Source organism: Halosaccharopolyspora lacisalsi (assembly GCF_014137975.1).
In the GTDB taxonomy this organism is placed as follows: Bacteria; Actinomycetota; Actinomycetes; order Mycobacteriales; family Pseudonocardiaceae; genus Halosaccharopolyspora; species Halosaccharopolyspora lacisalsi.
Genome location: NZ_JACGWZ010000009.1, coordinates 96,925 through 123,627, shown reverse-complemented (window position 1 = coordinate 123,627; position 26,703 = coordinate 96,925). Strand labels below are relative to the sequence as shown.

The window sequence follows — 26,703 nt, the reverse complement described above, 5'->3', positions numbered from 1 at the left end:
AACCTGGGCGCCTCCGCCACCGGCGGGAAGATCGCCGGCCCCATCGGCCGCTCCGTCATCCGAGCCGGCCTGCAGGGGGGTGGCTGACAGGTGCTGACCTCCGGCCAACTTCTCGCCGAGCGCTACCGTCTCGACCGGCGCATCGCCGTCGGCGGTATGGGCGAGGTGTGGCAGGCCGTCGACGTCCGGCTGGACCGCAGCGTGGCGGTCAAGGTGCTCAAGCCGGAGCTGTGCGGGGACGCCGAGTTCCTGCACCGCTTCCGCACCGAAGCCCGCACGACCGCCTCGCTGAACCACCCCGGTATCGCCGCCGTGCACGACTACGGCGAGACCGCGTCGATCCCGGACGGCCCGGAGGACACCGCCTACCTGGTCATGGAGCTCGTCGAGGGTGAGCCACTGGCGGCCATCCTCGCGCGGGAGGGCCGGATCACCACCGAGCACACCATGGAGATGCTGGAGCAGGCGGGCAACGCGCTGCAGGCCGCCCACGAGCGCGGCCTCGTGCACCGCGACGTCAAGCCCGGCAACATCATGGTCGGCCCGACCGGAACGGTGAAACTCACCGACTTCGGCATCGCCAAGGCGGCCGACGCCGCCCCGGTCACCCGTTCCGGGATGGTGATGGGCACCGCCCACTACATCGCCCCGGAACAGGCCCTCGGCAGCGAGGCCACCCCCTCCAGCGACGTGTACTCGCTGGCCGTGGTCGGTTACGAGTGCCTCAGGGGGCACCGGCCCTTCCTGTCCGAGAACGCGGTGACCGTGGCCATGATGCACATCCGCGAGATCGCGGCACCGCTGCCACCGGACGTGGCGCCGGGAGCGCGCGCCGTGATCGAGGCGACTTTGGTCAAGGACCCACGTCGCCGCTACGCCGGGGGCGGCGAGTTCGCCAACGCGGTGGCCAGCGTCCGCGCAGGTCTGCCACTTCCGACACCGGCGGCGTTGGCGGTGCCCCAACAGCACTTTCAACAGCGCCCGGTGCCGCAACCGGTACAGCCCCCGGTGCAGCAACCACCGCCGTCCCAGCAGTTTCCCGCCAGCGCGGCCGCTACCGGGGTGAACCCGCTGCCCACCCCCGCCCCACCGGGCCAACCCACCACCCAACCGCCCGGCGCCGTACCACCCCAGAACTCCGTACGGCACCAGAATCCGCCGGGCCCGGCACCACCGCCGGGGCAGCCGGTCTCCGCGGGCAGAGCCGGACTGTGGGTCCTGCTGGCCGTGGTCGTGGTGGTCGTGCTGGTCATCGTCGGATTCGCCGTGGCCATCACGTACCCCCGCAGCAGTCCGGCACCGGGGCCGGCCGCCTCGAAACCCGCACACCTCACCACTGCCCGGCAGGGCGACACTGTGAGATTCCTCGGTCTGGATTCCACGTATCGTCTGAGTCAGAATGCGCTACGGCATCCTGGTAGTGCCGGGGAGAACAGTCACAGTGCCCGCGAGGGGCACCGTACGTGCCGTAGCACGCCGACCACCGAACGTATCGCGACGAAGTCGCCGGGAACCGCGTACCGCGCCCTTGTCCCCGGGACATCGGCTGTCACGGACCGCGGGTCGGCATGATGGCACCACCGTGGACAAGGATCGGGACTACGCAGCGATGAGCTCACCACGACTTCTCTCCAATCGCTACGAGATCGGAGACACGCTCGGCTACGGCGGCATGTCGGAGGTGCACCATGGCCGCGACATCCGGCTCGGCCGGGACGTGGCCGTCAAGGTGCTGCGCGCCGACCTTGCCCGCGACCCCACGTTCCAACTGCGCTTCCGCCGCGAGGCGCAGAACGCGGCGGCGCTGAACCACCCGGCGATCGTGGCCGTCTACGACACCGGCGAGACCGAATCCGAGAACGGGCCGCTGCCCTACATCGTGATGGAGTACGTCGAGGGGCAGACGCTGCGCGACATCGTCAAGACGGAGGGTCCGCTGGCGCCGCGCCGAGCCATGGAGGTCATGGCCGACTCGACGGCCGCACTGGACTTCAGTCACCGCCACGGCATCGTGCACCGCGACGTCAAACCGGCCAACATCATGATCACCGAGTCCGGTGCGGTCAAGGTGATGGACTTCGGCATCGCGCGCGCGGTCGCCGACGGGCAGGCGGCCGTGACGCAGACGGCGGCCGTCATAGGCACCGCCCAGTACCTGTCACCGGAACAGGCGCGCGGCGAGACCGTCGACGCGCGCAGTGACGTCTATTCCTCGGGGTGCGTGCTGTTCGAGCTGCTCACCGGGGAACCTCCGTTCACGGGGGACTCCCCGGTCGCGGTGGCCTACCAGCACGTGCGGGAGGAACCGCGCAAGCCGTCCGACGACAACGAGCAGGTCCCGGCCGCGCTGGACGCCGTGGTGCTCAAGGCGCTGAGCAAGAACTCGGACAACCGGTACCAGTCGGCCGCCGAGATGCGCTCCGACCTGGTGCGGGTGCTCTCGGGGCAGCGGCCGAAGGCACCGATGGTCATGACCGAGGACGAGCGCACCTCGATGATGGCCGGCCCGCCCACCGCCGAGTCCACCGCGACCACCCGCAGGGCGGTCGCCCCCATCGACGCCGACGAAGACCCGGAGCAGCAGGACGACGGCAAGCGCCGCAGACGATGGACCATCGGACTGGTCACGGCGGCGTGCCTGGCCGTGTTCGCGCTGGTGTCGTGGGTGGCCTACGTCATGATGACTCCCGAGGAGCCGAAGACCGTGGCCATACCGGACGTGCAGGGCCAGCAGGTCCCGGCTGCCACTCGAGCGCTCAACGACCTGGGGTTGACGAAGCTGAGCTACCCCAAGAGGCCCTCCACCGAGGCGGAGAAGGGCAAGGTCGTGCACATCACTCCCCCGGTGGGCACGCAGGTCGGGCCGAACAAGCCGATCAAGCTCTACGTCGGCTCGGGCCCCGACATGATCGACGTGCCCGACCTGACGGGCAAGACGATGCCGGAGGCCCAGGAGATCCTCTCCAAGGCCGGCTTAAAGCTCAACGTCACGCCCGAGACGAAGACCGTCACCGACTCCAGCAAGGTCAACAAGATCCTGGACCAGAGCGAGACCGGTGAGGTCAAGCCGAACACCATGATCACGGTGACGGTCGGCGAGGCGATCGAGAAGGCCAGGGTCCTCGACGTCACCAACCTGCCGCTGTCCGCCGCGAAGCAGACGCTGGAGTCCGCCGGTTTCAACGTCTCCGTCAACCGGGTCGACTCCCCGAAGCCCGCCGGCACGGTCCTGGAGCAGAACCCGGAGGGCGGATCCAGCGCGCGACCGGACAGCACGGTCACGCTGACCGTGTCCAACGGCTCGCAGATCACCGTGCCCGGCAACCTGAGGGGCATGTCCGAGGACGCGGCCAAGCAGGCCCTGCAGAGCCAGGGGTGGAACGGCTCGATCTCCACGCAGCGGAAGACGACCACGGACAAGTCGCTGGACGACAAGGTGGTCGGTACCCAGCCCCCGGCGGGATCGAAGATCGGCAGGAACCAGTCGATCACGCTGCTGATCGGCGACTACGAGTCCGAATCGTCCACCACCACCCCACCGACCGAGAGCAGCGGCCTCTTCCCGGGATTCGACTAGCGTCCGGGAGCAGGAAGGACGCGGGAGGCGCGGCAGCGCACCGGTGACCGACCGGAGCGTTGCCGAGATTGCCGGATCGTTTCACGTGAAACGACCGTTCGTACTGGCCAGCGCGCCGCGAAGGATCACACGAGGGTCAGCGCAGCGCGCTGGCGGCGACCTCGCGCATCCCGCGCTCGAGTTCGGCGACCGTGTGCTCGTCGACCGGGTGTCCGGCCGCGGCCATCCAGTTCGCCAGCATGCGGTGGCCGCCGTCGGTCAGCACCGACTCGGGGTGGAACTGCACCCCTTCCAGCGGCAGCTCGCCGTGCCGCATCCCCATCACGATGCCCGACTCGGTGCGGCCGGTGACCTCGAAGCCTTCGGGGATCTCGGTGGCCCGCACGATCAGCGAGTGGTAGCGCGTGGCGGTGAACGGGCGCGGCAGGCCGTCGAACACTCCGGTGCCGGAGTGGTGGATCTCGCTGGTCTTGCCGTGCAGCAGCTCGGGCGCACGCTCGACGGTGCTGCCCCAGGCCGCTCCGATCGCCTGGTGACCGAGGCACACCCCGAGCAGCGGCTTGCGCTCGCGGGCGCACCCCTCGACGAGCTCCATCGAGCGCCCGGCCCGCTCCGGCGTTCCGGGACCGGGGCTGAGCAGCACTCCGTCCGCCTCGGCGACCTCGGCTTCGGTGACAACGTCGTTGCGACGCACGACGCAGTCCGCACCCAGCTGGGCGAGGTACTGCACGAGGTTGTAGACGAAGCTGTCGTAGTTGTCGACGACCAGTACACGCACGCCGACAGCCTACCCAGCACCTCGGGACGCCTTCCAGGGCACGCGGGGACACCCGCTCGAATGCCGACGCACCCGACCACGGGCGCGGTGCGTCGAGGCGCCGTCGGGCCTCGGTGCACCCGTGGCGTTCCCTCGCTCACCGCGAGTGCCACGGGATGTTCGGGCACGCCTGTGATTACGTTAACGTGTAGGGGAGGATATGGGTTCGCTTCGAGGCTGGTCGACGTTCCGACGAAGACCCGCCCCGCGGCCGTATTGACCACGCAGCACGACCGCCCGGTCGGCTGCTACACCTGGCGAGGACACCATGCCCAAGTCCAAGGTCCGCAAGAAGGACTCCTCCGCTCCACCGGTCGCCCGTCGCACACCGGTGGAGGCGAAAGCGGTCGGACCGTCGCATCCGATCTACGTCGTCGTCATGCTGGGGCTGATGGTGGTCGGCCTGCTCTGGTTGGTCGTGAACTACCTGGCCGGACCACAGATCCCCTTCATGGCCGAGCTCGGCGCGTGGAACTTCGCGATCGGGTTCGCCTTCATGATCATCGGACTGCTGATGACCATGAAGTGGCGGTAATCACCACACGTCGTGACCAGCCCCGGAGGCGTTCACGCCTTCGGGGCTACTGCTGTCGAGATACTGTCGCGGTCGGTGAGCGAACAACATGTGTGTAAGTTATCCCCATGTGGAAAACCCTTGTGGATAACTTCTGTGGACAGCTCGCTCGGTAGCCGCGTGGCAGGCGAGGACGAGATCCGAAGGAGCTGAGCTCTCCGCGTGCAGGAAGACACTCCGTCCCGGTGGTCGACACCGACCTGGCTCGTCGGCTGCGGCTGGGCCCTGACCGTCGCCGCCGCGCTGTGGTGGTCGACGGCCCCCGGCGCCGTCGACGGCCTGTTCATCGGCGTCCTGGTCGTCGTCCTCGCGGCCGTCTCGGTCCTCGGCAGCATCCTGCGTCCCCGCCTGCGCGCCGACACCACCGGGATCACCCTGCGGACCCCGGGCGGCACGAAGCAGTGGTCGTGGGATCAGGTGCGGGTGCGGGTGCGGCGCTCCCAGCGCCTCGGTCGCACGGTCGAGACGCTGGAGCTCGAGGTCCCCGAGCACGACGTGGGTGGCGGGCTCGTCGTCCTCACCAAACTCGACCTGGGCACGGACGTGACCGAGGTCGCCGAGCGACTCGACCGGATCCGGCCGTGAGTCAGCCCCGCGGTGAGTAGCACTGCAAGCCCTGCGGCCCCCGCACGCACATGACGTCGCCGAGCTGCAGGTCCCGCGTGATCAGTGCGAGTACCAGCACGACCAGCAGGGCCACGAGCGCTCCGGACTGCCAGAGGTTGCGCCGGCTCACCGGTGCGTAGAGCATCGCCGCCGTGGCCACCCCCCCGATCACGAGCCCGCCGAGGTGCCCGAGCAGGGAGATCCCAGGGATGCTGATGGTCAGCACGATGTTGATCCCGATGACCATCAGGATCGAGCGCATGTTCAGCTTCAGCCGCAGCGCCGCGATCGCGATCCCGCCCATGAGCCCGTAGATCGCTCCCGAAGCACCGGCCACCGGGCGGGACAACTCACCGAACAGGAACACGGCCGTGCTGCCGCCGAGCATCGCCAGCAGATAGACCGCGCTGAAGCGCAACCGCCCCAGCACCAGCTCCAGATCCCGCCCGATGACCCACAGCGCGATCATGTTGACCACGAGGTGGAGCAGCCCGATGTGCAGGAACCCGGAGGTCACCAGCCGCCACCACTGCCCCGCGCCGGTCACCGCCGGTGACCACATCGCCAGCGCGGAGAACAGGCCCGAACGGGCGTTGTTCATGGCACTGCCCGCCTGCACGGCACTGGCCACGTAGACGAGCACGTTCAGCGCGACCAGCACCGGCACGATCACCGGCTTGGTCGACAGTCGCGCCCCCGCCACGGTCACCGGCCGTCGGCTCCCGCGCTCGGCCTTGGCGACGCAGTCGACGCACTGGTAGCCGACGGAAGCCTCGCGCAGGCACTCCGGGCACATAGGACGATCACAACGCACGCAGCGCAATCCGGTCGGCCGGTCAGGATGACGCGCGCAGCCGGGCATCGGCTGGCTCTCCTGCGGCTCCGGAGTCTGGCCGGGCGGAACGGTCACATCGGCCCCCGTGTTCGGGTCAGGACTCGCCGCGGTCGATGGTGACCTTCTCGATCACGATGTCGTTGACGGGGCGGTCGGCCTGACCGGTCGCCGAGCGGGCGATCACGTCCACCACATCGCGGGAGTCCTGGTCGGCCACCTCGCCGAAGATCGTGTGCTTGTAGTTCAGGTGAGCCTGCGGAGCCACCGTGATGAAGAACTGCGAGCCGTTGGTGTTCGGCCCCGCGTTGGCCATCCCCAGCAGGTAGGGGCGGTTGAACTGCAACTCCGGGTGGAACTCGTCGGCGAACTGGTAGCCGGGGCCACCCCGGCCGGTGCCCGTCGGGTCACCGGTCTGGATCATGAAGCCCTCGATGATCCGGTGGAAGATCACGCCGTCGTAGAACGGCCCGGAGCGTTCGCCCCTGGCGTTCGGTTCGGAGTACTCCGCGGTTCCCTCGGCGAGGCCGACGAAGTTGCTCACGGTCTTGGGCGCCTGGTTCGGGAACAGGTTGACGCGGATGTCGCCCTGCGTCGTCTGCAGGGTCGCGGTCAACGTCGTCCCGACGAGCGATCCATTTTCTTCAGCCACCGCCCCATCCTGCCATCAGCGAGCGCGATCCCCGCCTCAGGGTGCAGTATGGGGCTGATCGTCCCGTCACGGGCATGTCCCGCACGGGTCAGCCGCGGCACCGAGAGCGTGCCGCACCCCGGCCGTCGCAGCGCCGGGACGACAACTCGTAACGACCGGTGACAGCCGGCCAAGGAGGCACACGATGGACGAGGTCGAGGCCATGTCCCGAGCTGGTGAGAACATGGGCAAGGCCGTGGGCACCGGCGTGCGCAACGCGCGTCACGGTGCGGCTCGCGCCAGCAAGAAGGGTACGGAGATCACCCGCCAGGCCATCCTGCTCGCCGAACAGGAACTGGCCAGTCGCGGTGTCTCCACCGAGGACCTGCAGGAGCGGCTCGCCCAGCGGGCCACCGGCATGTCCCGCAAGGAACTGGCCAAGCGGGGCAAGAAGGCCCGCAAGCAGTGGGAGAAGAAGTCCGCCCGGTCGCGCAAGCAACTCGCGAAGAACGCCGAGGCGGCTCGCAAGGAGCTGGCGGGGCGCATCGAACCCGCGCCCAAGAGCCGCCGCAAGTGGCCGTGGGTGCTGCTGGCGCTGGCGGGACTGGCGGCGGCCGCCGCTGTGGCGCTCTCGCGGCGACCGGAGGAGCTGCCCGTGGTCGACGCCGAGCACGACCGCTTCCCCGCCCAGGATTCCGAGGGCAAGTCCACCAACGGGTCCGAAGCGCACACGGACGGCCAGGTCTCCGGCACGCCCACCGCCCTGGACTCGGACAAGGAACGCTGAGGGGGGTTTCGTCGAAGCCGCCCGGCCCACTCGCACTCGATCGTGACCACGTATCGCCGTTCCACCACCATCGACACCTGTCCGTGGCAGGCTGTGGTCATGAACCAGTCCTCAGACGCCGTCTACGACATACACGCTTCCGCGCGAGTCGACGCCTCGCCGGAAGCCGTCTACGCGGTGGCCAGCGATATCACCCGCATGGGTGAGTGGAGTCCGGAATGCGTCGGTGGTGAGTGGACCGAGGGACAGCCCGGGGCGCTCGGAGCCCGGTTCCTCGGCCACAACCGCTCCGGAGACCGCACTTGGAGCGCGGAGTGCGAGGGCGTCGGAGCCGACCCCGCTCGGCGCTTCGCCTGGGCCGTGCTGAGCTCGTCACCGGACAACGAGAACTCGGTGTGGTCGTTCGAGATGGAGCCCGACGGTGACGGGTGCCTGCTGACCCAGCGCTTCCGGCTGCGCACCGTTCCGGACGGTCTCCAGAGCATCATGGACCAACTACCCCCGAGCGGGCCGAGACCTTCCTGGAGGAGCGCCGGGCCCAGCTCCAGGACGCGTTACGCCAGACCGTCGAGGGCGTGCAGAAATCGGTCGAAAACCGCTGAACGACTTCCGTTCGGCTCGGGCGCCGACGACGCGGGGCGCCGGCAAGCTAACCTGTCGCCGGACGGTGTCACCGGCGACGAGGAGCCTCTGCGTGTCCGAGAACGGGAACGTGCGCGGTAACGAGCGGAAGGCGAGCACCGGGCTGTCGATGATCGCCGCCACGCTCCGACGGGCCGCGGCGTTCTCGCTGGCCGAGCCGGAGCTCCTCGGGCTCGACCAGCTGGTGGGACCCGGCGACACCTGCTTCGACATCGGGGCCGCCTACGGCATGTACAGCTTCGCGCTGGCCGACCTGGTCGGCGGAAACGGCAGCGTGCACAGCTTCGAACCGCAGCGCAAGCCCCACGGAGTGCTCGGCGCCGGCCGCCGTCTGGGCGGTGTCGGGCACCTCCGCCCGGAACGCGCCGGTATGGGACGTGAGCCCGGTACGAGCCACCTGAGGCTGCCCGTGCGGTTCGGACTGCCCATCCACGGACACGCTCACGTCGGCGACTCGGCCGACGAACGGCGCCGGCCGACGTGGTGGTCCCACACTCGCTCACTGCCCACCGCCATCCACTCGGTGGACGAGATCCGCGAGCAGCGCTCGATCGAGCGGGTCCACTTCATGAAGGTCGACGTCGAGGGGTTCGAACCGAACGTCGTGGAGGGAGCGCGGGACACCATCGCCGAGCACCGCCCCGCGCTGCTGCTGGAGATCGAGGACCGGCACCTCAGCCGCTACGACACCACCGCCGCCGAGTTCACCCGCTCGCTGCGCGAGCATGGCTACACCATGTACACCTGGCGACGCCCCCGCTGGGTGCGCACCGAGCGCGTGCTGCCCGAGACGCGCAACTACCTGTTCGCCACCGATCAGAACTGGCGGCACCACCGCACCGCGTGACAGTGCTTCCACGAACGGGGCTTTCACGAGCAGGGGCCACGAGCGATGAGCCCCTCGAGGGCCCCGGGAAGGCCCGGCGGCTCGATTCGGCGGTATGCGCCCCACACGTGCCCCGAAAAGGACATGAAAAAAGACCAGGCCGTGTGACCTGGTCTTCCCTCTGTGGAGACGAGGGGAATCGAACCCCTAACCCCCGCCTTGCAAAAGCGGTGCTCTGCCGATTGAGCTACGTCCCCGCCTCGGCACCGTAGACCGTACGGGTCCGAACCGGCATGAAACAGCCGCTCACGATCTCCGGCGGAGTCAATCGGTCGAAGCTCTCAGGCCTCGGCCGTGGCCTCGCGCCAGAGGTCTGCCTCCGCCTTGGCGGCACGCTTCCGCTGGACGACGAACAGAACAGCACCAGCGACTGCGGCCAGAACGAGCAGCTTCTTCACTTCGGTCGCCTCCTACCGTTACGGAACCCGTGCCGCCGCACATTGGGTCGGCGCGGGAAGAGAGTGGGCCTAGGAGGACTTGAACCTCCGACCTCTTCGTTATCAGCAAAGCGCTCTAACCGACTGAGCTATAGGCCCTTCGTTGTCCGACGTCTCCAACACTACATGACCTTATTCAGGCCTTCCAAACCGGGGGTGGACTCACCTATCATTCCAGCTCACGCCCCACTGGCCCGAAGCACGCCCGGACCGGTGGACGCCCACCTGAACGCCTCCACCGTCAGGCAAGCGGCGCCAGCCGCTTTCTCCCCCAGCACGCAGCTGGACCACCGCGGGTTCTCAGGCGGGGCCTCGCTGTGGGACCCCCGACATCAGGTAGGTCTCCACATCACGTCGGGGCTTTCCTCGCGAGGCCCCGCCTGAGGTTCCGCCACCGGACCCGCTACGCAAGCCGGTACCGGAGCCGGAAAAAGCCTCAGTCGCGTTCGGAGAGGGTGACCTCCACACCACCGGCGAAGTCGGCGGCCACGTTGTAGATGAAGGAAGCCACGGTGGCCAGCGCCGTGAGCAGCACGATGTTGACCGCACCGATGATCGAGGCCACGCCGAACACCCGGGCCGGGCTGATCAGCGGTTCCCCGAGCGAGTTCTCCGGCTGGGTCAGATCGCTGAACGTACCGTTGAGCTGCTCCCAAACACCCATGCCACCGAGCACGCCGTAGAGCACCGCCACGGCGATCATCCAGGCGAAGAACATCGCCACGCTCAGCACCAGGGAGAGCTTGAGCACCGACCACGGATCCACCCGCCTGACCTGCAAGCTGGCCCGCCGCGGCCCCCGGCTGGGGCGCCGGGCGCTCGTGGCCCCCGCCCGCGACTCGGCCCCGAAGGACACCGTGCTGCGGCCGGGGGAGGCCGACTCGGTGGCCTCCCCCTCCGGATCCTCCTGCAGGGGACGGATCGTCTGGGTGTCCTCCGCGCCCGAGTCCGGAGCCGAATCGCGCGCGGTGGTCTCGTCGGCCGGATCCGAGGATGCCGAAGCGGTCGACGTGGCCGAACCACGCTGCCACGGCGGAGGCGCCTCGGTCCCCTCCGAACTCTCCCCACCGCGCGACTCGGACGGTCGCTGCTCCGCGTCGGCCGCCGCCCCGCCGTCGGATCTCTGCTGCTCGGCGGACGTGGCGGTTGTGCTGTCGTCGACTGCCTGCGTCATGACCGAGGCCGGATCCTCCTGCTGCGGATCCGAACCCTGCGGCTTGTCGGAAGGTGTCACGAGCGATCCTTCACTGATCGTCGGCGGCTGGGTGGCGGCGTGTCCGCCCCACTACTTTCGCTGCTCCGGCCCGGCGGCATCGGGATTGCCCGCCTCGTCGGCGTTGCGCGCCACGGCGACCACCGACGTTCCCTCACCGAGGTCCATCAGACGGACACCCTTCGTCTGCCTGCCTGCCTTGCGCACCTCCTTGGCCGTGGTCCGGATGACCCCGCCCTGGGAAGTGATCGCGTAGAGCTCATCATCCAACTCGACGATGAGCGCCGCCACCAGCCTCCCACGTTTGCGGTCGTACTGAAGGGTGAGCACCCCCTTGCCGCCACGACCCTGCACCGGGTAGTCGTCGATCGGGGTGCGCTTGGCGTAGCCGCCCTCGGTGGCCACCAGCACGTACCGGTCCGGGCGCACCACGCCCATCGACAGCAGCTCGTCACCGGAGTTGAACCGCATCCCCAGCACACCGGAGGTCGCCCGGCCCATCGGCCGCAACGCCTCGTCGGTGGCGTGGAAACGGATCGACTGGCCCTCCGCCGAGACCAGCAGCAGGTCGTCGTCCTGCGAGCACAGCACCGCACCGACGAGCTCGTCGGTGTCCTTGAGGTTGACGCCGATCAGGCCACCCGTGCGGTTCGAGTCGAAGTCGGTGAGCTTGGTCTTCTTGACCAGCCCGTTCTTCGTAGCCAGCACCAGGTACGGCGCCGCCGTGTAGTCCTTGATCTGCATCACCTGGGCGATGTGCTCGTCCGGCTGGAACGCGAGCAGGTTCGCCACGTGCTGTCCCCGCGCGGTGCGGTTGGCCTCGGGCAGCTCGTAGGCCTTGGCCCGGTACACCCGCCCCTTGTTGGTGAAGAACAGGATCCAGTCGTGGGTGGAGCACACGAAGAAGTGCGACACGATGTCGTCCTGCTTCACCGCGGCGCCCTGGACACCCTTGCCGCCACGCTTCTGCGCCCGGTACAGGTCGGTGCGCGTGCGCTTGGCGTAGCCCGTGCGGGTGATGGTGACGACGACGTCCTCGTCGGCGATGAGGTCCTCCATCGAGACCTCGCCCTCGTACGGCAGGATCCTCGTCCGGCGCTCGTCGCCCTGCTTGTCGACGATCTCCATCAGCTCGGCGCGCACGATCCGGCGCTGCCGTTCCGGATTGGCGAGGATGTCCTTCAGATCGGCGATCTGCTCCTCGATCTCGGCCAGCTGGTCGGTGATCTTCTGCCGCTCCATCGCGGCCAGCTTGCGCAGCTGCATCTCCAGGATCGCGTTGGCCTGGATCTCGTCGATGTCGAGCAGCTCGATCAGCCCGCTGCGAGCGTCGTCGACCGTCGGCGAACGGCGGATCAGGTCGATCACGTCGTCCAGCGCGTCCAGCGCCTTGACCAGCCCGCGCAGCACGTGCGCGCGCTCCTCGGCCTTACGCAGCCGGTAGCGGGTGCGCCGGACGATGACGTCGATCTGGTGCCGGACGTAGTACCGGATCACCTGGTCCAGCCGCAGCGTGCGCGGCACGCCCTCCACCAGCGCCAGCATGTTCACGCCGAACGTGGTCTGCAGCTGGGAGTGCTTGTAGAGGTTGTTGAGCACCACCTTCGGGATCGCGTCCCGCTTGAGGGTGATCACGATGCGCATCCCGCGACGGCTGTTGGACTCGTCGGCGATGTCGGAGATGCCCGAGATCTTGCCGTCCCGGTGCATCGTGGCGATGTTCTCGATGAGGTTGTCCGGGTTGACCTGGTACGGCAGCTCGGAGACCACCAGCGAGGTGCGCCCCTTGGCGTCGTCCTCCACGTCGACCACCGCGCGCATCCGGATCGAACCACGACCCGTGCGGTAGGCCTCGGCGATGGCGTTGGTGCCCAGGATGAGTCCCCTGGTGGGGAAGTCCGGGCCCTTGATGCGCTCGATCATCGCCTCGAGCAGCTCTTCGTCGGTGGCGTCCGGGTGCTCCAGCGCCCACACGACACCGTCGGCGACCTCGCGCAGGTTGTGCGGCGGGATGTTGGTCGCCATTCCGACCGCGATTCCGCCACCGCCGTTGACCAGCAGGTTCGGAATCCGCGCCGGCAGCACGTCGGGCTCCTGGGTGCGCCCGTCGTAGTTGTCGGAGAACTCGACGGTGTCCTCGTCGATGTCGGCGAGCATGTTCATCGCCAACGGCTTCAGCCGCGACTCCGTGTACCTCATGGCGGCGGCCGGATCGTTGCCGGGGGAACCGAAGTTGCCCTGACCGTCGATGAGGGTGTTGCGCATGGACCAGGGCTGGGCAAGCCGAACCAGGGTGTCGTAGATCGCCGAGTCACCGTGCGGGTGGTAGTTACCCATCACCTCGCCGACGACGCGGGAGCACTTCACGTAGGAGCGGTCCGGGCGAAAGCCCGAGTCGTACATCGCGTAGAGCACACGACGGTGCACCGGCTTGAGGCCGTCGCGCACGTCGGGCAGCGCCCGCGCGACGATGACGCTCATCGCGTAGTCGATGTAGGAGTTCTGCATCTCCTGCTGGATGTCGACCGGTTCGGTGCGACCACCTTCTGGCAGGGTTTCGGTCATGGCGTCCTTCTGAAGTCGTTCGTGGGAACTTTGCTCGGGAGGAGAGCGGGGCGATCAGACGTCGAGGAACCGGACGCCCTTGGCGTTGCGGGTGATGAAGGAGCGCCTGGCCTCGACGTCCTCACCCATCAGCACGCTGAACAGCTCGTCGGCCGTGGCCGCGTCATCCATCGTGACCTGCATCAGCAACCGGCTGGCCGGGTCCATCGTGGTTTCCCACAGCTCGGGAGCGTTCATCTCGCCGAGTCCCTTGTAGCGCTGGATGCCCTCTTCCTTGGGCAGCTTCTTGCCCTCCGCGGCACCCTGTTCCAGCAGCGCGTCCCGCTCGCGGTCGCTGTAGACGTACTGCGGTTCGCCGCGCGGCCACTTGATCTTGTACAGCGGCGGGCTGGCCAGGTACACGTGGCCGTTCTCGATCAGCGGGCGCATGAACCGGAACAGCAGCGTGAGCAGCAGCGTGCGGATGTGCTGACCGTCCACGTCGGCGTCGGCCATGAGCACGACCTTGTGGTAACGCAGCTTGGACAGGTCGAACTCGTCGTGGATGCCGGTGCCCAGCGCCGTGATGATCGACTGGACCTCGTTGTTCTTGAGGACCTTGTCGATGCGGGACTTCTCGACGTTGATGATCTTGCCTCGAATCGGCAGGATCGCCTGGTACCGGGACTCGCGCCCCTCCTTCGCCGAACCACCGGCCGAGTCGCCCTCGACGATGTAGAGCTCGCACTCGTCGGGGCTGTTGGACTGGCAGTCCTTGAGCTTGCCCGGCAGTCCGCCGATGTCCATCGCCGACTTGCGCCGCACCAGGTCCTTGGCCTTGCGGGCGGCCTGCCTGGCCTGCGCCGAGGACACCGCCTTGTTGATGATGGTCTTGGCGTCGGCGGGGTTGCGCTCGAACCAGTCGCTGAGCCACTCGAAGGCCGTGGACTGCACGAAGGACTTGACCTCGGTGTTGCCGAGCTTGGTCTTTGTCTGACCCTCGAACTGGGGCTCGCCGACCTTGACCGAGACGATCGCGGCCAACCCCTCGCGGACGTCGTCGCCGGTGAGGCTGCCGTCCTTGTCCTTGATCAGCTTCTTGTCCTTGGCGTAGGAGTTGACCACCCGGGTCAACGCGGCCCGGAATCCCTCCTCGTGGGAGCCGCCCTCGTGCGTGTTGATGGTGTTGGCGAAGGTGTAGACCGACTGGTTGAAACCGCTGTTCCACTGCATCGCGATCTCGACCTCGTGGCCCTCGCCTGCGGCGCTGAAGCTCACGACCTTCTTGTGGATGGGTTCCTTCGTCGCGTTGATGTGGGCGACGAAGTCCTCCAGCCCACCCGGGTAGTGGAACGTGCGCTCGGTGGCGCGGGCGGCGGATCCGCTGGCGTCCTCGCCGGAGTCGTCCTCCTCCGCGGCGCGTTCGTCGCGCAGCACGATGGTCAGCCCCTTGTTGAGGAAGGCCATCTCCTGGAGGCGGCGCGAGATCGTCTCGGCGTTGTAGCGGGTGGTCTCGAAGATCTTCGGGTCGGCCCAGTAGGTGATGGTGGTGCCGGTCTTGCGAGTGGAATCGCCCCGCTCCGGGGCCTGCACGGGCTTGGAGTCCTCGTAGCGCTGACGCCAGACGTACCCGCCGATGTACACCTCCGCTTCCAGCGCGGAGGACAGCGCGTTGACCACGGAGACGCCCACGCCGTGCAGGCCGCCGGAGACCGCGTAGGAGTCGCCGCCGAACTTGCCACCCGCGTGCAGCATGGTCAGCACGACCTCGAGAGTCGGCTTCTTCTCGATCGGATGCTGGTCCACCGGAATACCACGACCGTCGTCGGTCACGCGGACGCCGCCGTCGGCGAGCAGGGTCACGTCCACCTTGCTGGCGTGCCCGGCCATCGCCTCGTCGACCGAGTTGTCCACGACCTCCTGCACCAGGTGGTGCAGACCGCGCTCACCGGTCGAACCGATGTACATGCCGGGGCGCTTGCGGACGGCCTCAAGGCCCTCAAGAACGGTGATGGAGGACGCGCCGTATTCGTTCTTCTTCGCTGCCACGGGCCTCGGAGTCTCCTAGAGCCGAAAATAGCTTCTCTGGTGCTCGGGATGAGCACGAGTCGCCGCGGCGCGGCGGACGCCCACCGCGACACGGCCTTGCACGGGGTGATCGACCGCGGGGAACGTCACCGCTGGGACGTCGTCACAGGGCCACTGGGACGTCACCACCGGACCGACGAGTCGGCACCCGCGGCCATACCCGCCGACCATTCTACTGGTCCCCTCCGTCAGAAGTGGGGCAAGGAGGGTCCTCACTGCCCCACAGAGCCAATGGATCGGATCAGGACACCTTTGCAGGGCCACGAACGGACCACGGGGGACTCTGCGAGACGCTGTCAGCCGTAGGTGTCACGGGGTCCGCGGCCCGGTACGTGCTTGGGTCCGTAACGCCAGCTCGGGGCCGCGGGCCCCTGCACCTTGATACGACGTACCAGGTCCTTCCCCACGCCGTCGGAAATGCGCTTGATGATCTGACGCTGCAACAGCCGCAATTGCGTGGCCCAGGCCGTGGACTCGGCCCGGACGGTGAGTTCCCCGTCCTCGAGCGCCACCGGCGTGGTGTGCTCGGCGATCTCGTCCCCCACCAGGGTGACCCAGCGGGCGAAGACCTGGCCGCCCGCCAGCCGTTCCGTCCACCCCTGGTCGGCGACGATGCGGGCGGCCAGACGCCCCAGCCGCTGCGGATCGCGCTCGTCGCCGCCGGGGCCGGACCATCCGCGCTTGCGCCGCGCCCCCACCTTCTTGCGCGGCCGGCCGCGCGGGCGAGAACGCGTCTGCTCCTGAGCCGCCCGGAGCGCCGCGCGAGCCAGGTCCGAACCGTGCAGCGGTTGTCCCGATGAGTCGACCTGTGACACACCGACCGTTACGGAGTTATCCACATCATCCACAGAGTTATCCCCAATCGTGGATACCCCGGGGGCATCTTCGGACACTGTGCGTCCGCGCGTGGTCTCCGCTGCGGGTTCGTCACTCGACACGCCACACCTTCCCGTCTCGCACGTCGAATCGATCACCGGAGAGCTCGTCCGGAACGTCCTCGGGTACGGCCGCCGTCACGAGCACCTGCTCGGCACCGGCGACCAGCTCGGCCAGTCGCGCCCGGCGTCGGCGGTCGAGCTCGGCGAACACGTCGTCGAGCACGAGCACCGGCTCGGCGCCATCCTCGGACAACAGGTGGTAAGAGGCCAGTCGCAACGCCAGGGCCAGCGACCACGACTCGCCGTGGCTGGCGTATCCCTTGGCCGGCGCCTCGCCCAGCACCAGCTCGAGGTCGTCGCGGTGCGGACCGACCAGGCAGACACCGCGTTCGAGTTCCTGGTCACGGACCCGTGCCAGCTCCTCCAGCAGTGCCGCCTCCAGCACTTCCGTGTCGGCGCGGGGGCCGTGGGCCGTGCCGTAGCCCTCGGGCATCGACTCGCCGAGGCTGCCGCGATAGCGCGCCTCGGCGACGCGGCCGGCCGGTCCCGAGTTCTCACCGGTGGCGGCCACGTTCGCGTAGGCGCGGGTCACGTGCGGAGCGAGATCGGCGACCAGGTCCAGCCGCCCGGCGAGCAGGTCGGCACCGTGCCGGGCCAGATGCCCGTCCCAGACCTCCAGGGTCCGCAGATCGCCGGAGGAACGACGTGCGGCACCGGAGGACTTCAGCAGCGCACCGCGTTGCTTGAGCACTCGTTCGTAGTCCGTGCGCACGCCCGCGAAGCGCGGTGCGCGGGCCACCAGCAGGTCGTCGATGAAGCGCCGCCGCTCCCCCGGGTCGCCACGCACCATGCTCAGGTCCTCCGGTGCGAACAACACGGTGCGCAGCGCGCCGAGGACGTCGCGAGGACGAGCGGCGGCACCCCGGTTGAGGCGTGCGCGGTTCGCCCGGCCGGGAGCGATCTCGAGTTCGACCAGCAACTCCCGACCGCCGTTGACGACGGCGGCCCGAACCACGGCTCGCTGGGTTCCGTGCCGCACCAGCGGCGCGTCGGAGGAGACGCGGTGCGAACCGAGGGTGGCGACGTAACCCAGCGCCTCGACGAGATTCGTCTTGCCCTCCCCGTTCGCCCCGACCAGCACGGTCGGCCCCGGCCGCAGCGTCAGATCGGCGTGCTCCCAGGAGCGGAAGTCCCCGAGCTGGAGATGACGGACGTACACGACGCTCCAGGAAAGAGTTCGGATACAGCGGGCGGGAGACCGTGGCTACTCGATGTGGCGGGTCCCGGAAGGAGGTGCCGGCCGAGGTCGTCCACCGGCACCGCTACGCGAGCCATTCGCGGGATGGCCCGGACTAGTCCTCGAGTTCGTTCTCGGAGGGGTGCACGGCGTGGCCGCCGAACTGGTTGCGCAGGGCGGCGACCGCCTTCATCGCGGGCGAGTCCTCCTGGCGCGAGGAGAACCGGGCGAACAGCGCGGCGGTCATCGCCGGCGTGGGCACGGCGTTGTTGATGGCCTCCTCGATCGTCCAGCGCCCCTCGCCGGAGTCGGTCACGTAGCCCTGCAACCGCTCCAGGCCCGGGTCCTCCTCCAGGGCGCGCACCAGCAGGTCCAGCAGCCAGGAACGCACGACGGTGCCCTCGCTCCACGCCTTGATCGTGGCGGGGACGTCGGTGACGACGTCGGAGGCGGCCAACAGTTCGAAGCCCTCCGCGTAGGCCTGCATCAGGCCGTACTCGATCCCGTTGTGCACCATCTTCGCGTAGTGCCCGGCACCGACCGGGCCGGCGTGGGCGAACCCCTTCTCGCGCGGGCCGTCCGGCCGCAGCGCGTCGAAGATCGGCATCGCGTGCTCGACGTCGGCTGCGTCACCGCCGGCCATGAGGGCGTACCCGTTCTGGGCACCCCACACTCCCCCGGAGACGCCCACGTCGACGTACTTGACGCCCTTCTCGGCCAGCAGCTCGGCGTTGGACCTGTCGTCGGTGAAGCGGGAGTTACCGCCCTCGATGATCAGGTCACCGGGTTCGAGCAGGTCGCGAAGCGTCTCGACGGTCTGCCGGGTCGGATCGCCGTGCGGAACCATGCTCCACACCAGTCGCGGGGCCCGCAGCTTGTCCACCAGCTCCGCGAGCGAGGCGACGTCGCTGATGTTCTGGTCGCGGTCGTAACCGACGACGTCGTGCCCGGCGGCGCTGAGCCGCTCGCGCATGTTGAAACCCATTTTGCCGAGGCCGACAAGTCCGAGTTGCACCGAAACTCCCCTATGGCGTGCGTGTGTGACTCCGCTGGCGGTGTGGCCTCAGCCGGGAAGCCGCACCGGCATCAGCAGGTAGAGGTAACCCTCCGTTACCTCCCCATCCTCCCCGACCGGCTTGAGCAGCGCCGGACGGCTGGACGTGGTGAACAACATCTGCGCACGGTCGGTCTTGAGCGCTCCGAGGCCGTCCTGCAGGTAGGTGGGATTGAAGGCGATCGCCAGCGGGTCCCCGGTGAACTCGACCGGGAGCTCCTCCTCCGCGCTGCCCTCGTCGTCGCCACCCGCGGTCAGCCGCAGCCCGGAGTCGGAGAACTCCAGACGCACCTGGGTGCCGCGCTCGGCGACCAGCGAGACGCGCTTGATGGCTTCGGCCAGCGGGGTGACGTCGATGATCGCCGATGCCGAGGTCTCGGAGGGCAGCAGTTGGCGGTACTTGGGGAACTCGGCGTCCAGCAGCCGGGTGGTGTTGCGCCGCGTGGGACCGGAGAGACCGAGCAGACCGTCGCCGGAGGCCAGCGAGAGATCGACCTTGTTGCTCGATCCTCCGAGCGTCTTGGCCGAGTCGGCGAGGGTCTTGGCCGGTACGAGCACGGCGGTGTCGGTCACCGATTCGCCGGGCTCCCAGGTGAATTCGCGCATGGCCAGCCGGAAGCGGTCGGTGGCCACCATCGTCAGTCGGTCCGACTCGATCTCGATCCGCACGCCGGTGAGCATCGGCAGCGTCTCGTCCCTGCCCGCGGCCACGGCGACCTGGGCGACGGCCTCGCTGAACAGGTCGCCGGTCACCGAGCCGGCGTGCTGGGGCAGCTCCGGCAGCGAGGGGTAGTCCTCCACCGGCATGGTCGGCAGGCTGAACCGGGAGCTCCCGCAGGTGATGGTGACGCGGGTGCCGTCCACGGTGATCTCCACCGGACGGTTCGGCAGCGCCTTGGTGATGTCGGCGAGCAGTCGGCCGGAGACCAGGGTGCGGCCGGTGGACTCGATCATCGCATCGACGTTGACCTGTGCCGATACTTCGTAGTCGAAGCCGGAGATGGTCAGGTTCTCGTTGGCGTCGAGCAGCATCCCGCCCAGTACCGGCACCGAGGGCCGCGACGGCAGGCTGCGTGCGACCCAGGAGACGGCATCGGCGAGGCCGTCACGTTCGACGCGGATCTTCATGGGGGTCCTTTCGGGTCCGGCCGCCGGGTGTGGAAGGGACGTCGAACGGCCAGTGCCCCGGCCGATGCTGTGCGCGGAAGTGATGCGGGGATCGACGACACCGACACGAGCAGCGGCTGTTGGCCGTCGCGGGAGTCCCACGGTAGAGGCTGCTCGAGCTCGGCGTCATCCGGGCCCTGGCTTTGCGGCGTGGTGACGAGCTCGGTGACACCACCGAGCCGATCTTGCCCCTGTGCCCCTTCTTTTTTCTTTTTCCCCCTGAAAAAGAGATAAAGACAGTAGGCGTAGTAGGGCATGTGGATACTGGGGACAAGTGCCGTTTCGGCTGGTCACTCGTGGTAGCCCCATGTGTATAAGCTGGGGATGAAATTGGGGATGATCAAGCCTGCATGGGGACAACTCAACCCTGTGGATAACTCGTCCCCATGTGATCAAGAGTTGTCCCCACTCCGTCCCCAGGTTTTCCCCAGGTTGTCCCCATCCTGCTGTGGATGGTTGCGCTCACCCGATAGGGGTGTGGATTACCCTGTGGACAACTTGGGGACAACTCCGCCCCGGCCTGTGGGTAACTCGTCAAAGCCTGTGTACAGCCTGTGAGTAACTCGGGTAATTCGCTGGTCACTCGCTCGCGGGGGTCAAGCTGGGGACAACTGGGGAAAACCCGGACATTTCGGGTGGCGATCATGAGGCTGATCCCACACGGGTGAATATGAGTGGCGCTCGTTACCCATCGTGTTTCCAGTCCGATATGACCGTTTCGGGTGACTGAGATCGCCGTGTCGCACCTGCTGTCGACAGCCGCGGAAGAGGCCGCGGGATCGCGAGGACGACAGCTTTCTGCTCCCCCGGGGGTGCTCGACCGTCGCCGCGTCGCAGAAAGGTCGGCCACGTCGACCCCGGAGTCGAGGGGCCGACGTGGGAGAGCGTGCTTTCCGTGGCCTTCGTGACGTCTCACGGGCGTCATCCTCGTGGAGACGGCCACTCCACCTTTCCGCGCCCCCGTGGTGTTCGGAGCAGGGCGGGGGCGCGGAAAGGTGCGCCCGCCTCGGAAGTGCGGTGTGGTGCGGACTGTGGCGGGGCGAGTGGGGTCGTGGAACTACCGCGCGTCGGGGGACTGTTGCTTGATGCGGGAGGTCAGCTCCTGGACCTGGTCGTAGACCCGGCGGCGCTGAGCCATCTCGTTGCGGATCTTCTTGTCGGCGTACATGACCGTCGTGTGGTCGCGACCGCCGAAGCTCTGCCCGATCTTGGGCAGTGAGGAGTCCGTGAGCTCACGGCACAGGTACATGGCGATCTGACGGGCCTGCGCGAGCGCCTTCGTCTTGCCCGGCCCGCACAGGTCGTCCACGGTGACGTCGAAGAACTCGGCGGTCACCGACATGATCATAGAAGCGTCGATCTCCTCCGAGGGCTGCTGGGTGTCCGGGATGAGGTCCCGCAGCACGATCTCGGCCAACTGCACGTCCACCGGTTGGCGGTTCAGCGAGGCGAACGCCGTCACGCGGATCAGCGCTCCCTCCAGCTCGCGGATGTTGCGCTCGATCCGTGCGGCGATGAACTCCAGCACCTCGGCGGGCGCGGCCATCCGGTCCTGGGCGGCCTTCTTGCGCAGGATCGCTATCCGGGTCTCCAGCTCGGGCGGTTGGATGTCGGTGATCAGCCCCCACTCGAAGCGGGTGCGCAGCCGGTCCTCCAGCGTGTGCAGGCTCTTCGGCGGCCGGTCCGAGGAGACCACGATCTGCTTGTTGGAGTTGTGCAGCGTGTTGAAGGTGTGGAAGAACTCCTCCTGAGTGCCTTCCTTGCCCTCGAGGAACTGGATGTCGTCGACCAGCAGCACGTCGACGTCGCGGTAGCGGCGCTGGAAGGCCACCTGCCGGTCGTCGCGCAACGAGTTGATGAAGTCGTTGGTGAACTCCTCGGTGGAGACGTAGCGCACCCGCATCCCGGGGAACAACCGTTGCGTGTAATGACCCACCGCGTGCAGCAGGTGCGTCTTGCCCAGCCCGGACTCGCCCCAGATGAACAGCGGGTTGTAGGCCCGCGCCGGTGCCTCGGCCCCGGCCACGGCGGCGGCGTGGGCGAAACGGTTGGACGAGCCGATCACGAAGGTGTCGAAGGTGTACTTCGCGTTCAGCCGGGTCTGCGAGGTCGGCGGGGCGTGCTTCGGTGCGGTGTAGGGCTGGCCCTGCTGGGGCTCGGGATGGTTGCCGCGCTCGAACGTCGGCCAGGACTCCTCGGGCGCCTCGCCCGTCGTCGTGTCCTCGTTGGTGTCCTGTCCGCCTTCGGCGGAGTCCGGAGGAGCGTGGGCGGTCGGCCTGCCGGGGCTCGCGTCGGCTCCGTGGTGGGTGCCGTTCGCGATGCTGCCGATGGATCCGGTGTGCGCGGTGTTGCCGTAGGTCTCCGGGCGGTCGTCACCGGCCCAGTGCTCCTCGGCGCCTCCCCGGCCGTAGCGGCCGAGGGTGACGTGGGGGGGCACCTCGTAGGCGTAGGTCGGCTGCTCCTCGGGCTCCGCTTCCTCGCCCTCCGGGGAATCCTCCCCCTGCGGACGCGTCGGTGCCGGCACGGCGGTGTCCACCTTGACGGCCAGCGACACGTCACGGCCGAGCCTGCGCGAGAGCGCTTCGGTGATCGTCTCGCGCAGCGCGCGTTCGATCGCTTCCTTGGCGAAGTCGCTGGGGGCGGCCAGCAGTGCGGTCCCGTCCAGCAGTCCGATTGGTCGAGTCACGCGCATCCACGCGCGTTGCTGGGGTGAGAGCGTGCCCGAGGACAGCTCGTGCACCACCTCGTCCCAGACCCGTCCGAGATCCTGGTGGTCGGACACCGCTGGAGTCCCCTCCCCTCGCGCGATCCCCACCCCGCCCCGCGGCGTGAGCGAATGAACTGGCCTGCACCCTGCGGCGTGAACTGGCACCATCGGGTACGAGTGTTGTGGTCATCTCGCTGCGGGCATCCTGCCGTGGCGTTCTTGTGGAGCGGTCCGGCTCACGGTGCCGGTCCACTCCGAGCCACGTCGATCCACACTGTCGACACACTTGTCCACAGAGTTATCCACAACTGTGCACGAAGGTACGGCAGGACGCGACGACGGCTGTCCCGGGGTTCCCGCTGCGCCCCTGAACCCGGTGACCGCGCCCGGTCGTGCCGCGGGCTCCACCGCCCACCGAGCACGTACCGATACACGGCAGACCGGTAGGTTAACAACGTCGCGAAGACCGCGACAAGGCCCGTTGGTCGCCCCCGGTTTTGAAGCGCGACGGTAGGGTGCGTACGCTGGCGAAGTCCCCGTCACCGAGGCGGGCTTGCGGTCGTGCTTGATTTTTCGTCGACACGGTGCCGGCACATCGGGTTCGAGCGTGCCGTCCTCGTCCCCGCCGGAGAAGTCCGGTCACGGCGAGTGCGAGCAGCTGTCCGCGGACGGGACATGACCAGCCCATAGTGGTCATGCTGGCCACAGCATGCCTGTAGTAACCGGGAGATCCGACCGTGAGCAAGGGCAAGCGCACCTATCAGCCGAACAACCGCAAGCGGGCGAAAACCCACGGCTTCCGGCAGCGCATGCACACCCGCGCCGGGCGTGCCATCGTGGCCGCTCGTCGTCGCAGGGGTCGCAAGCAACTCACAGCGTGAGCTGACACGTGCTTCCCGCGGCTGCTCGGTTGACGCGAAGCCAGGACTTCGGCCTGGCCATCCGCCGAGGTCGTCGAGCCGGACGCTCACGCCTGGTGCTGCATGTGCTGCAGCCGGAGGCACCCCGTGCCGATTGCGGTACGACACCCATCCGGGACTCGGAAGAACCGGCCCGGGTGGGTTTTGTCGTGAGCAAGGCCGTCGGAAACGCCGTCGTGCGGCACCGGGTGACTCGCCAACTACGACACCTCGTGCGGCAGCGGCTGGACCGGCTGCCCGCGGGGACGCTGGCCGTCGTACGAGCCCTGCCTCCGGCGGCTCCGGCCACCAGTGCCGAGCTGGGTAGGGACCTCGACGCGGCACTGCGGAAACTTCGCCTGTCCGCACCGGCGGACGGCCCCTGTTGACGGGGGTTGGCGCGATGGACGACGAACGAACCGACTCCGGCACTCGGCCGGGGCCGGTGGCGTGGGTGCTGTTGTTGCCGGTCCGCGCCTACCGCAAGGTGATTTCGCCGCTGCTGCCTCCGACGTGTCGGTTCTACCCGAGTTGTAGTGCCTACGCGGTGGAAGCGCTGACCGTGCACGGTGCCCTGCGGGGTGGCTGGCTGACGTTGCGGCGACTGCTGCGCTGCGGTCCCTGGCACCCCGGTGGCTTGGATCCGGTGCCCCCCGCCCGACCCCCTGCCGAGGAGTAGAGCTGTCGTGCTGGATTTCATCAATTATCCGGTCTCGGCCATCTTGTGGTTCTGGCACGAGGTCTTCGGGAAGGTACTCGACTCGGGCGGCGGCTACGCCTGGGCGCTCTCGGTCGTGTTCCTCGTGTTCACGCTGCGCGCCCTGCTGTTCAAGCCGTTCGTGCATCAGGTGCGCTCGATGCGCAAGATGCAGGAGTTCGCGCCGAAGATTCGCGAGCTGCAACAGCAGCACGGCGACGACAAGCAGCGCCTGGCCGAGGAGATGCAGAAGCTCCAGCGCGAGCACGGGGTCAACCCGCTCGGCGGTTGCCTGCCGATGCTGGTGCAGGTTCCGGTGTTCTTCGGGTTGTTCCACGTGCTCAACGGGTTCAAGCCCGACGCGCCGTCGAACTTCGTGTTCGACCGCGCCGAGGTCCTCTCGTTCGTCCGGGCCGACCTGTTCGGTGCGCAGCTGTCGAACGCGATCAGCCAACCGGCCCAGGTGCTGGATTCCTTCGGTACCGACCGCACGTCCATGCTGCTGGTCGGAGTACCGCTGATGATCGCGGCGGCGGTCGCGACCCACTTCACCTCCCGCCACTCGATCGCGCGCCAGCCCGGAGCCGCGAGCGCGAACTCGCAGACGGCGATGATGAATCGACTGATGCTGTGGGGATTCCCGGCCTTCGCCGTCGTCGGTGGCCCGTTCCTGCCGCTGGCCATCCTCATCTACTGGCTCGCGAACAACGCCTGGACGCTGGGACAGCAGTACGTCGTTTTCCGCCGCATCGACCGTGAACAGCAGGCCACCGAGGTGACGGACGAGTCCGGCCCCGCGGTCGAGATCGAGGACGAGCCCGACGAAGTTCCCGGAGTGATCGAGGACCGTTCCCGTGACGAGGACCAGCCGGGTACGGCCCGGTGACCCCTCGCGAACCTTGGAGAGGAGACACCCAGTGTCGGAAACCGTGCAGGAGTCCGATCAGCAAGCGGCGGACAGCGTGAAGAACGCGGACAACACGGAGGACGCGGGCAACGCGGAAAACACCGAGTCGACCCTGGTGCAGGAGGGCGACGTCGCCGGTGACTACCTGGAGAAGCTGCTCGACCTGCTCGACTACGACGGCGACATCGACCTCGACGTGGAGGCCGGCCGCGCGATCGTCAGTGTCGAGGGCGGCAGCGACCTGGAGCGGCTCGTCGGCCGCGACGGTGAGGTCCTGGAAGCGCTGCAGGAGTTGACCCGACTGGCCGTGCAGCAGGAGACCGGTGAGCGCAGTCGGCTGATGCTCGACGTCGCGGGGTGGCGCGCGAGTCGTCGGGACGAGCTCAGCGCCCTGGGGCGCACGACGGCCGAAAACGTGCTGGAGACCGGCAAGGAGAAGCGGCTGCGGCCGATGAGCCCGTTCGAGCGCAAGGTGGTTCACGACGCGGTGGCTCAGGTCGCCGGCGTGCACAGCGAGAGTGAGGGCGAGGGGCCCGAGCGGAAGGTCGTCGTCTACCGCACCGAGTGAGAATTTTTCGGAACGGTTGCGCAGCGGTGCGGGTAGTGCCGCGCTCCCCGTTCACCCGAACCTTGGGGCCGTCCCGTCAGGGGCGGCCCTTCGTTGTTTCACGTGAAACCAGGGGCTGGTGTCGGTGCCCTCGACGGCGTCCGGCAGGCTTGGTGGCGGGCGCACCGACCGACGGTGTTTCACGTGAAACGACAGGGTGTGAACTGTGGTGGAGAACGAACCTCAGCACTCCTCGGATGTTCGTCAGGACCTTTTCGGCGAGCGGTTACCGCTGGCCGAGCGCTTTGCCGACATGCTCTCGGAGCACGGTGTTCGGCGTGGACTGATCGGTCCACGCGAGGTCGACCGACTCTGGGACAGACATCTGCTGAATTCCGTGGTTCTCGCGGAGTTGCTTCCCCCGAGTTCCCGGGTGCTCGACGTAGGCTCCGGGGCGGGACTTCCGGGCATCCCACTGGCCATCGCACGCCCGGACATACGGTGCACCCTGCTGGAGCCGATGGCTCGGAGGGTGACGTGGCTGCAGGAGGTCGTCGACGAGCTCGCGCTCACCGCCGAGGTGGTACGTGGGCGTGCGGAGGAGGCTCCGGTGCGAGAACGGTTCGCCGGTCAGGACGTGGTCCTGGCCCGTGCCGTGGCCCCGCTGGGGCGGTTGGCGTCCTGGTGCCTTCCGCTGGTCCGTCCTGGTGGGCGGTTGCTCGCGATGAAGGGAGCCACCGCCGCGGAGGAACTCGACAGGGACGCCGCCGAGATCCGTTCGGCGGGTGGTGGACGGCAGGAACTGATCTCCTGTGGCGACGGAGTGTTGGAAGAACTCACGAACATCGTCGTGGTGGAGCGCGTCGCCGACCGGGACGCGACCACGCGGCGCCGTGGCAAGCGTCGGACAAGGAAGGATCGTTGAGAGATGAATCCCGAGTCGAACGACACGGACGGCGTTTCACGTGAAACCAGG

The 26,703-nt window shown here is 68.3% G+C and carries 26 protein-coding genes and 2 tRNA genes; 13 read left to right on the top strand and 15 right to left on the bottom strand.

Annotated elements, in window-relative coordinates:
• The first annotated feature begins 90 nt into the window (after positions 1-90).
• On the top strand, positions 91-1,572 hold the full coding sequence (locus tag FHX42_RS24920) for a serine/threonine-protein kinase (protein ID WP_328796714.1): 1,482 nt from the start codon (positions 91-93) through the stop codon (positions 1,570-1,572).
• Between the two features lie 37 nt (positions 1,573-1,609).
• The gene (gene pknB / locus FHX42_RS24915) at positions 1,610-3,577 is read left to right on the top strand and encodes a Stk1 family PASTA domain-containing Ser/Thr kinase (protein ID WP_182546814.1); all 1,968 of its coding nucleotides are present in this window, start codon (positions 1,610-1,612) and stop codon (positions 3,575-3,577) included.
• Between the two features lie 136 nt (positions 3,578-3,713).
• Here the strand turns inward: pknB and FHX42_RS24910 are convergent, their stop codons facing one another.
• Entirely contained in the window at positions 3,714-4,355 is a 642-nt protein-coding gene (locus tag FHX42_RS24910; RefSeq protein WP_182546903.1) for an aminodeoxychorismate/anthranilate synthase component II, read from the bottom strand.
• Between the two features lie 307 nt (positions 4,356-4,662).
• On the opposite strand from FHX42_RS24910, the gene crgA reads away from it, so the two are divergent.
• Positions 4,663-4,929, top strand: coding sequence for a cell division protein CrgA (crgA, locus tag FHX42_RS24905; protein WP_182546902.1), 267 nt, complete (start codon positions 4,663-4,665; stop codon positions 4,927-4,929).
• 201 nt (positions 4,930-5,130) lie between these two features.
• Complete coding sequence (locus tag FHX42_RS27560) at positions 5,131-5,553, top strand: PH domain-containing protein (protein ID WP_182546901.1); 423 nt, start codon at positions 5,131-5,133, stop codon at positions 5,551-5,553.
• Position 5,554: 1 nt separating this feature from the next.
• On the opposite strand, the gene FHX42_RS24895 is transcribed toward FHX42_RS27560, so the two are convergent.
• Together FHX42_RS24895 and FHX42_RS24890 are read right to left on the bottom strand one after the other, a co-directional pair.
• Entirely contained in the window at positions 5,555-6,484 is a 930-nt protein-coding gene (locus FHX42_RS24895) for a rhomboid family intramembrane serine protease (protein WP_328796731.1), read from the bottom strand.
• 19 nt (positions 6,485-6,503) lie between these two features.
• Positions 6,504-7,058: a peptidylprolyl isomerase gene (locus FHX42_RS24890; RefSeq protein WP_182546900.1), complete on the bottom strand. Its 555-nt coding sequence runs from the start codon at positions 7,056-7,058 to the stop codon at positions 6,504-6,506.
• 184 nt (positions 7,059-7,242) lie between these two features.
• Between FHX42_RS24890 and FHX42_RS24885 the strand changes: the two genes are divergently transcribed.
• The 3 genes from FHX42_RS24885 to FHX42_RS24875 all read left to right on the top strand — a co-directional run bounded on the left by FHX42_RS24885 (position 7,243) and on the right by FHX42_RS24875 (position 9,313).
• Positions 7,243-7,824: a hypothetical protein gene (locus FHX42_RS24885; protein ID WP_182546899.1), complete on the top strand. Its 582-nt coding sequence runs from the start codon at positions 7,243-7,245 to the stop codon at positions 7,822-7,824.
• 99 nt (positions 7,825-7,923) lie between these two features.
• A complete protein-coding gene (locus FHX42_RS24880; RefSeq protein ID WP_235987926.1) occupies positions 7,924-8,547 on the top strand; it encodes an SRPBCC family protein in 624 nt (207 codons plus the stop codon).
• Positions 8,519-9,313: an FkbM family methyltransferase gene (locus FHX42_RS24875; protein ID WP_182546898.1), complete on the top strand. Its 795-nt coding sequence runs from the start codon at positions 8,519-8,521 to the stop codon at positions 9,311-9,313. Before FHX42_RS24880 ends, FHX42_RS24875 begins: the two co-directional genes overlap by 29 nt.
• A gap of 163 nt (positions 9,314-9,476) precedes the next feature.
• Here FHX42_RS24875 and FHX42_RS24870 read toward each other — a convergent pair.
• The 12 genes from FHX42_RS24870 to dnaA all read right to left on the bottom strand — a co-directional run bounded on the left by FHX42_RS24870 (position 9,477) and on the right by dnaA (position 22,752).
• Positions 9,477-9,549: transfer RNA gene (locus FHX42_RS24870), tRNA-Ala, on the bottom strand.
• Between the two features lie 84 nt (positions 9,550-9,633).
• Positions 9,634-9,750, bottom strand: coding sequence for a DLW-39 family protein (locus FHX42_RS26080; RefSeq protein ID WP_328796730.1), 117 nt, complete (start codon positions 9,748-9,750; stop codon positions 9,634-9,636).
• Positions 9,751-9,814: 64 nt separating this feature from the next.
• Positions 9,815-9,888: transfer RNA gene (locus FHX42_RS24865), tRNA-Ile, on the bottom strand.
• Positions 9,889-10,225: 337 nt separating this feature from the next.
• Positions 10,226-11,023 carry a DUF3566 domain-containing protein gene (locus FHX42_RS24860; protein WP_328796729.1) on the bottom strand — a complete coding sequence of 266 codons (798 nt, stop codon included), beginning with the start codon at positions 11,021-11,023 and terminating at the stop codon, positions 10,226-10,228.
• A 51-nt stretch (positions 11,024-11,074) separates the two neighbouring features.
• Complete coding sequence (gene gyrA, locus FHX42_RS24855) at positions 11,075-13,567, bottom strand: DNA gyrase subunit A (RefSeq protein WP_182546897.1); 2,493 nt, start codon at positions 13,565-13,567, stop codon at positions 11,075-11,077.
• Between the two features lie 54 nt (positions 13,568-13,621).
• Complete coding sequence (gyrB, locus tag FHX42_RS24850; protein ID WP_182546896.1) at positions 13,622-15,595, bottom strand: DNA topoisomerase (ATP-hydrolyzing) subunit B; 1,974 nt, start codon at positions 15,593-15,595, stop codon at positions 13,622-13,624.
• A 335-nt stretch (positions 15,596-15,930) separates the two neighbouring features.
• On the bottom strand, positions 15,931-16,449 hold the full coding sequence (locus tag FHX42_RS24845; RefSeq protein WP_328796728.1) for a DciA family protein: 519 nt from the start codon (positions 16,447-16,449) through the stop codon (positions 15,931-15,933).
• Positions 16,450-16,561: 112 nt separating this feature from the next.
• Positions 16,562-17,731 carry a DNA replication/repair protein RecF gene (recF, locus tag FHX42_RS24840; protein ID WP_182546895.1) on the bottom strand — a complete coding sequence of 390 codons (1,170 nt, stop codon included), beginning with the start codon at positions 17,729-17,731 and terminating at the stop codon, positions 16,562-16,564.
• Positions 17,732-17,864: 133 nt separating this feature from the next.
• Positions 17,865-18,764, bottom strand: a complete 900-nt coding sequence (gene gnd, locus FHX42_RS24835; RefSeq protein WP_182546894.1) for a phosphogluconate dehydrogenase (NAD(+)-dependent, decarboxylating) — start codon at positions 18,762-18,764, stop codon at positions 17,865-17,867.
• 48 nt (positions 18,765-18,812) lie between these two features.
• Entirely contained in the window at positions 18,813-19,931 is a 1,119-nt protein-coding gene (gene dnaN, locus FHX42_RS24830) for a DNA polymerase III subunit beta (protein ID WP_182546893.1), read from the bottom strand.
• A complete protein-coding gene (locus FHX42_RS24825) occupies positions 19,928-20,227 on the bottom strand; it encodes a hypothetical protein (protein WP_182546892.1) in 300 nt (99 codons plus the stop codon). The genes dnaN and FHX42_RS24825 overlap by 4 nt, the downstream gene beginning before the upstream one ends.
• 800 nt (positions 20,228-21,027) lie before the next feature.
• Entirely contained in the window at positions 21,028-22,752 is a 1,725-nt protein-coding gene (dnaA, locus tag FHX42_RS24820; protein ID WP_182546891.1) for a chromosomal replication initiator protein DnaA, read from the bottom strand.
• A gap of 662 nt (positions 22,753-23,414) precedes the next feature.
• Here dnaA and rpmH point away from each other — a divergent pair.
• The 6 genes from rpmH to rsmG all read left to right on the top strand — a co-directional run bounded on the left by rpmH (position 23,415) and on the right by rsmG (position 26,652).
• Entirely contained in the window at positions 23,415-23,558 is a 144-nt protein-coding gene (gene rpmH, locus FHX42_RS24815; protein ID WP_182546890.1) for a 50S ribosomal protein L34, read from the top strand.
• A gap of 8 nt (positions 23,559-23,566) precedes the next feature.
• Positions 23,567-23,965 carry a ribonuclease P protein component gene (rnpA, locus tag FHX42_RS24810; RefSeq protein WP_182546889.1) on the top strand — a complete coding sequence of 133 codons (399 nt, stop codon included), beginning with the start codon at positions 23,567-23,569 and terminating at the stop codon, positions 23,963-23,965.
• A 14-nt stretch (positions 23,966-23,979) separates the two neighbouring features.
• Positions 23,980-24,255 carry a membrane protein insertion efficiency factor YidD gene (gene yidD / locus FHX42_RS24805; RefSeq protein WP_182546888.1) on the top strand — a complete coding sequence of 92 codons (276 nt, stop codon included), beginning with the start codon at positions 23,980-23,982 and terminating at the stop codon, positions 24,253-24,255.
• Between the two features lie 7 nt (positions 24,256-24,262).
• Positions 24,263-25,159 carry a membrane protein insertase YidC gene (gene yidC, locus FHX42_RS24800; RefSeq protein ID WP_182546887.1) on the top strand — a complete coding sequence of 299 codons (897 nt, stop codon included), beginning with the start codon at positions 24,263-24,265 and terminating at the stop codon, positions 25,157-25,159.
• 31 nt (positions 25,160-25,190) lie between these two features.
• Positions 25,191-25,748, top strand: coding sequence for a Jag family protein (locus FHX42_RS24795; protein ID WP_182546886.1), 558 nt, complete (start codon positions 25,191-25,193; stop codon positions 25,746-25,748).
• 205 nt (positions 25,749-25,953) lie between these two features.
• A complete protein-coding gene (rsmG, locus tag FHX42_RS24790) occupies positions 25,954-26,652 on the top strand; it encodes a 16S rRNA (guanine(527)-N(7))-methyltransferase RsmG (protein ID WP_328796727.1) in 699 nt (232 codons plus the stop codon).
• The last annotated feature ends 51 nt before the right edge of the window (positions 26,653-26,703 follow it).

What these genes read in the sequence shown, in the direction of transcription:
- FHX42_RS24880 (WP_235987926.1), top strand. Translation starts at nt 7,924, where the DNA reads ATGAACCAGTCCTCAGACGCCGTCTACGACATACACGCTTCCGCGCGA.
- crgA (WP_182546902.1), top strand. Translation starts at nt 4,663, where the DNA reads ATGCCCAAGTCCAAGGTCCGCAAGAAGGACTCCTCCGCTCCACCGGTC.
- FHX42_RS24825 (WP_182546892.1), bottom strand. Translation starts at nt 20,227, where the DNA reads ATGCCCTACTACGCCTACTGTCTTTATCTCTTTTTCAGGGGGAAAAAG.
- FHX42_RS24885 (WP_182546899.1), top strand. Translation starts at nt 7,243, where the DNA reads ATGGACGAGGTCGAGGCCATGTCCCGAGCTGGTGAGAACATGGGCAAG.
- yidD (WP_182546888.1), top strand. Translation starts at nt 23,980, where the DNA reads ATGGACGACGAACGAACCGACTCCGGCACTCGGCCGGGGCCGGTGGCG.
- pknB (WP_182546814.1), top strand. Translation starts at nt 1,610, where the DNA reads ATGAGCTCACCACGACTTCTCTCCAATCGCTACGAGATCGGAGACACG.
- dnaN (WP_182546893.1), bottom strand. Translation starts at nt 19,931, where the DNA reads ATGAAGATCCGCGTCGAACGTGACGGCCTCGCCGATGCCGTCTCCTGG.
- gyrA (WP_182546897.1), bottom strand. Translation starts at nt 13,567, where the DNA reads ATGACCGAAACCCTGCCAGAAGGTGGTCGCACCGAACCGGTCGACATC.